Origin of the sequence: Cyanobium sp. LEGE 06143 (genome assembly GCF_015207535.1) — a bacterium.
Taxonomy (GTDB): domain Bacteria; phylum Cyanobacteriota; class Cyanobacteriia; order PCC-6307; family Cyanobiaceae; genus NIES-981.
In genome coordinates this window covers 1-3,882 of record NZ_JADEWP010000214.1, presented here as the reverse complement: position 1 = coordinate 3,882, position 3,882 = coordinate 1, and the positions used below count along the sequence as shown (strand labels likewise).

The following is a 3,882-nucleotide window of genomic DNA, read 5'->3' as shown; positions in this document are numbered from 1 at the left end:
ATGACCACCACTCTCCAGCAGCGCTCCGGCGCCTCCAGCTGGGCGCAGTTCTGCGAGTGGGTCACCAGCACCGACAACCGCCTCTACGTGGGGTGGTTCGGCGTGCTGATGATCCCCACCCTGCTGGTGGCCACCTGCTGCTTTGTGATCGCCTTCATCGGCTCTCCCCCCGTCGACATCGACGGCGTGCGTGAGCCCGTCTCAGGCGGCCTGCTCTACGGCAACAACATCATCACGGCGGCGGTGGTGCCGAGTTCCAACGCCATCGGTCTGCACCTCTATCCGATCTGGGCCGCCAAAAGCCTCGATGAATGGCTCTACAACGGTGGGCCCTATCAACTGATCATCTTCCACTTCCTGATCGGCATCTTCTGCTGGATGGGCCGTGAGTGGGAACTCAGCTATCGCCTCGGCATGCGCCCCTGGATCGCCGTGGCCTATTCCGCTCCCGTGGCCGCCGCCACCGCCGTGCTGCTGGTGTACTCGATCGGGCAGGGCTCTTTCTCCGACGGCATGCCTCTGGGCATCTCCGGCACCTTCAACTTCATGCTGGTGCTCCAGGCTGAGCACAACGTGCTCATGCACCCCTTCCACATGCTCGGCGTGGCCGGCGTGTTCGGCGGCGCCCTGTTCGCGGCCATGCACGGCTCGCTTGTCACCAGCTCCCTGGTGCGCGAAACCACGGAAACCGAGTCCCAGAACCGGGGTTACAAGTTTGGCCAGGAGGAGGAGACCTACAACATCGTGGCCGCCCACGGTTACTTCGGGCGTCTGATCTTCCAGTACGCCTCCTTCAACAACAGCCGCAGCCTGCACTTCTTCCTGGCCGCCTGGCCGGTGGTGGGCATCTGGTTCGCGGCCCTGGCGGTGGCCAGCTTCTCGTTCAACCTCAACGGCCTCAACTTCAACCACTCCGTGCTCGATGCCCAGGGCCGGGTGATCAACACCTGGGCCGATGTGCTCAACCGCGCCGGCCTCGGCATCGAGGCGATGCACGAGCGCAACGTGCACAACTTCCCCCTCGATCTGGCCCGGGTGGACAGCCTTCCCGTGGCGCTCACCGCGCCAGCCCTCGGCTGATGCAGGGGCGCCCGAGTGGCGCCCTTTTGCCCCCCCCCGTGGCGCCTGCGTCTTCTCCGTTCCTCTGCCTGGCTCTGCCATGGACCTCCTGTTTCCCACCCTGCGGCGCCTGCTGCCCCTGATGGCGGTGGCCGCCGCCCTCGCCCTGTTGAGCAGCGCGCTGCTCAGCCTCTGCCCCGCGCCCGCCCTCGCCCTGGAGGCGTCCGCCAGTCCGGCTGATCTCCCCCGGGCCGTCGCAGCGATGGAGCAACTGGATCAGCTGCGCACGCAGCTGGCCTCCAGCCTCGAGGGCAGCGACGAGGAGCCCACCATGGACACCATGCGGGAGGTGTGCAAGCCGGTGGGGCAGCGGGCCATGGCCATCGCTCAGGAGAACGGCTGGACCGTGCGCCAGGTGGCCAGCAAGTACCGCAACCCCGACCATGCCCCCGCCAACAGCCACGAGAGCCAGCTGATCGATCTGCTCGCCAGGTACCCCGAGATCACCGGCCTGTGGGAGCCGGTCACCGCCGGCCAGACCGCTGGTGTGAACTATTACCGCCGCATCGAAGTGCAACCCAGCTGTCTGGCCTGTCATGGAACCAAGGACAGCCGCCCCGGATTCGTGAGCGAGAGGTACCCCGCCGACAAGGCGTTCAACTTCAAGCCCGGCGATCTGCGCGGCATGTATGCCGTGTTCATTCCCGAGGTCCAGGAGGTGCTCAGGGCCTCTGAGGGAGGCTGACCATGCATTGCCAGGTGCTGATCGCGGGAGGCGGAACGGGGGGGATCACGCTGGCCAGCTGGCTGCGCCGTCTGGCCCCCGAGCTCGATGTCACCGTGGTGGAGCCCTCCTCCTCTCACGACTACCAGTCGGGTTGGGTGCTGGTGGCCGGCGGTTTCGTGCCGATGGCTGAAACCGAGCGCAGCGAGGCCTCGGTGATGCCCGAGGGGGTGCGCTGGATCTGCAGCAAGGTGGTGGCCTTCGATCCCGAGCAGCAGGCCGTCGAGCTGATCGATGGCCAGCGGATCACCTATGGGGTGCTCGTGGTGGCCCTGGGCCTCGATCTGCTCTGGAGCGCCGTGGACGGCTTGCCGGCGGCCCTGGGTCGCCACGGGGTCTGCAGCATCTACAGCCGCCGCTTTGCGATGTACACCCGCGACTGTCTGCGGCGCTTCCAGGGCGGCACGGCCCTGTTCACCCAGCCCGCCACGGCGATCAAATGCGGGGGGGCACCCCAGAAGATCATGCACATCGCCGATCAGCAGTTCAAGCGCCGCAGTGGCGTGGGGGTGAAGTCCCGGCTGATCTTCTGCACCGCCAAGAGCAACCTCTTCCCCGTGCCTGCCTTCAGCGAGGCGATGGGGGCAATCGCCGCCGCCCATGGCAGCGAGGTGCGCTTCCGCCACGACCTGGTGGCCTTGAACGGCCCCGAGCGCCGGGCCGTGTTCCGGGTCCGGGAGCAGGAAGGCGGCCAGAGCCACGACCTCGAGCTCGGCTTCGATCTGCTGCACGTGGTACCGCCGATGGCCGCTCCACGGGTGGTGGCCGAGAGTCCGCTGGCCGTCAATCCCACGGAGGGCTGGGTTGAGGTGGACCCGCACAGCGGCCAGCATCTCCGCTATCCGGACGTGTTCGCCATCGGCGACGTGGGTTCCTTTCCCACCTCCAAGACGGCGGCCGCGGTGCGTCTGCAGGCGCCGGTGGTGGCGGCCAATGTGCAGGCGGTGCTGCAGGGGCGAAGCGTGCGGGGGGGCTACGACGGCTACAGCGCCTGCCCGCTGATCACCACGGATCACAGCGTGATGATGGTGGAGTTCGACTACACCAAGAAGCCCGTGAGCAGCTTTCTGGTGGATCCGGTGAAGGAGCGCTGGTTCGCCTGGCTGCTGGAGCGCTGGGGCTTTCCCTGGATCTACTGGAATCGGATGCTCAAGGCCCAGCCCCACGAGGGCGCCTACCTGAAGCCGTTCACGGGGTTGGCCCGGCGGCTGGGCCTGATGCGCTGGCAGCGCTGAGTCAGGCGAATCAGAGGATCTGCTCGAGGAAGCGGCGGCTGCGTTCGTGGCTCGGGTTCGAGAAGAACCGCTCCGGCGGTGCTTCCTCCACCACCTCGCCCCCATCCATCAGCACCACGCGGTGGGCCACCTGCTGGGCAAAGCGCACCTCGTGGGTCACCACCACCATGGTCATGCCCTCGGCGGCCAGGTCCTGCATCACCTCCAGCACCTCGCGCACCATTTCGGGGTCGAGGGCGCTGGTGGGCTCATCGAAGAGCATCAGCTGGGGGTCCATGCACAGCGAGCGAGCGATGGCCACCCGCTGCTGCTGGCCGCCGGAGAGCTGGCCGGGGTATTTGTCCGCCTGCTCGGCAATTCCCACCCGCTCCAGCAGCTGAACAGCCCGCCGCTGCGCCTCGGAGCGGCTGCGGCGGCGCACCAGCACCGGCGCCAGGGTGAGGTTCTGCAACACCGTGAGGTGGGGGAAGAGGTTGAACTGCTGAAACACCATGCCCACCTCGCGGCGGATGGCATCGATGTCGCGCAGGTCGGCGGAGAGGGGCCGGCCATCGATGTGGATGCTGCCCTGCTGAAAGTCCTCCAGGGCGTTGAAGGTGCGGATGAAGGTGCTCTTGCCGGAGCCGGAAGGGCCCATGATCACCACCACCTCGCCGCGTTCGATGATACCGCCGCGGGCCCGCACATGGGCCGCAAGGTCGAGGCACAGCCCATGCGGGTCGTCGACCTGCACCCAGCCGGGCAGGAAGGCGCCGCCAACAACCGTCGGCCCGAGATCCGGCTCCATGTCGCGCAGCTCCGGGC

The 3,882-nt window shown here is 67.5% G+C and carries 4 protein-coding genes; 3 read left to right on the top strand and 1 reads right to left on the bottom strand.

All coding sequences use genetic code 11. The features are described 5' to 3' along the window. From psbA to IQ216_RS12390, 3 genes are all read left to right on the top strand, one after another. The coding region (psbA, locus tag IQ216_RS12400) for a photosystem II q(b) protein (RefSeq protein WP_193815705.1) at nt 1-1,080 on the top strand (1,080 nt) is incomplete at its 5' end. Between the two features lie 79 nt (nt 1,081-1,159). Continuing rightward, entirely contained in the window at nt 1,160-1,804 is a 645-nt protein-coding gene (locus IQ216_RS12395) for a DUF3365 domain-containing protein (protein WP_193815704.1), read from the top strand. A gap of 2 nt (nt 1,805-1,806) precedes the next feature. Then, on the top strand, nt 1,807-3,078 hold the full coding sequence (locus IQ216_RS12390; protein WP_193815703.1) for an FAD/NAD(P)-binding oxidoreductase: 1,272 nt from the start codon (nt 1,807-1,809) through the stop codon (nt 3,076-3,078). Between the two features lie 10 nt (nt 3,079-3,088). Here the strand turns inward: IQ216_RS12390 and IQ216_RS12385 are convergent, their stop codons facing one another. Continuing rightward, on the bottom strand, nt 3,089-3,874 hold the full coding sequence (locus tag IQ216_RS12385; protein ID WP_228007477.1) for an amino acid ABC transporter ATP-binding protein: 786 nt from the start codon (nt 3,872-3,874) through the stop codon (nt 3,089-3,091). Between the last annotated feature and the right edge of the window lie 8 nt (nt 3,875-3,882).

Coding starts and splice junctions, on each gene's coding strand:
- IQ216_RS12395 (WP_193815704.1), top strand. CDS start 1,160: ATGGACCTCCTGTTTCCCACCCTGCGGCGCCTGCTGCCCCTGATGGCG.
- IQ216_RS12390 (WP_193815703.1), top strand. CDS start 1,807: ATGCATTGCCAGGTGCTGATCGCGGGAGGCGGAACGGGGGGGATCACG.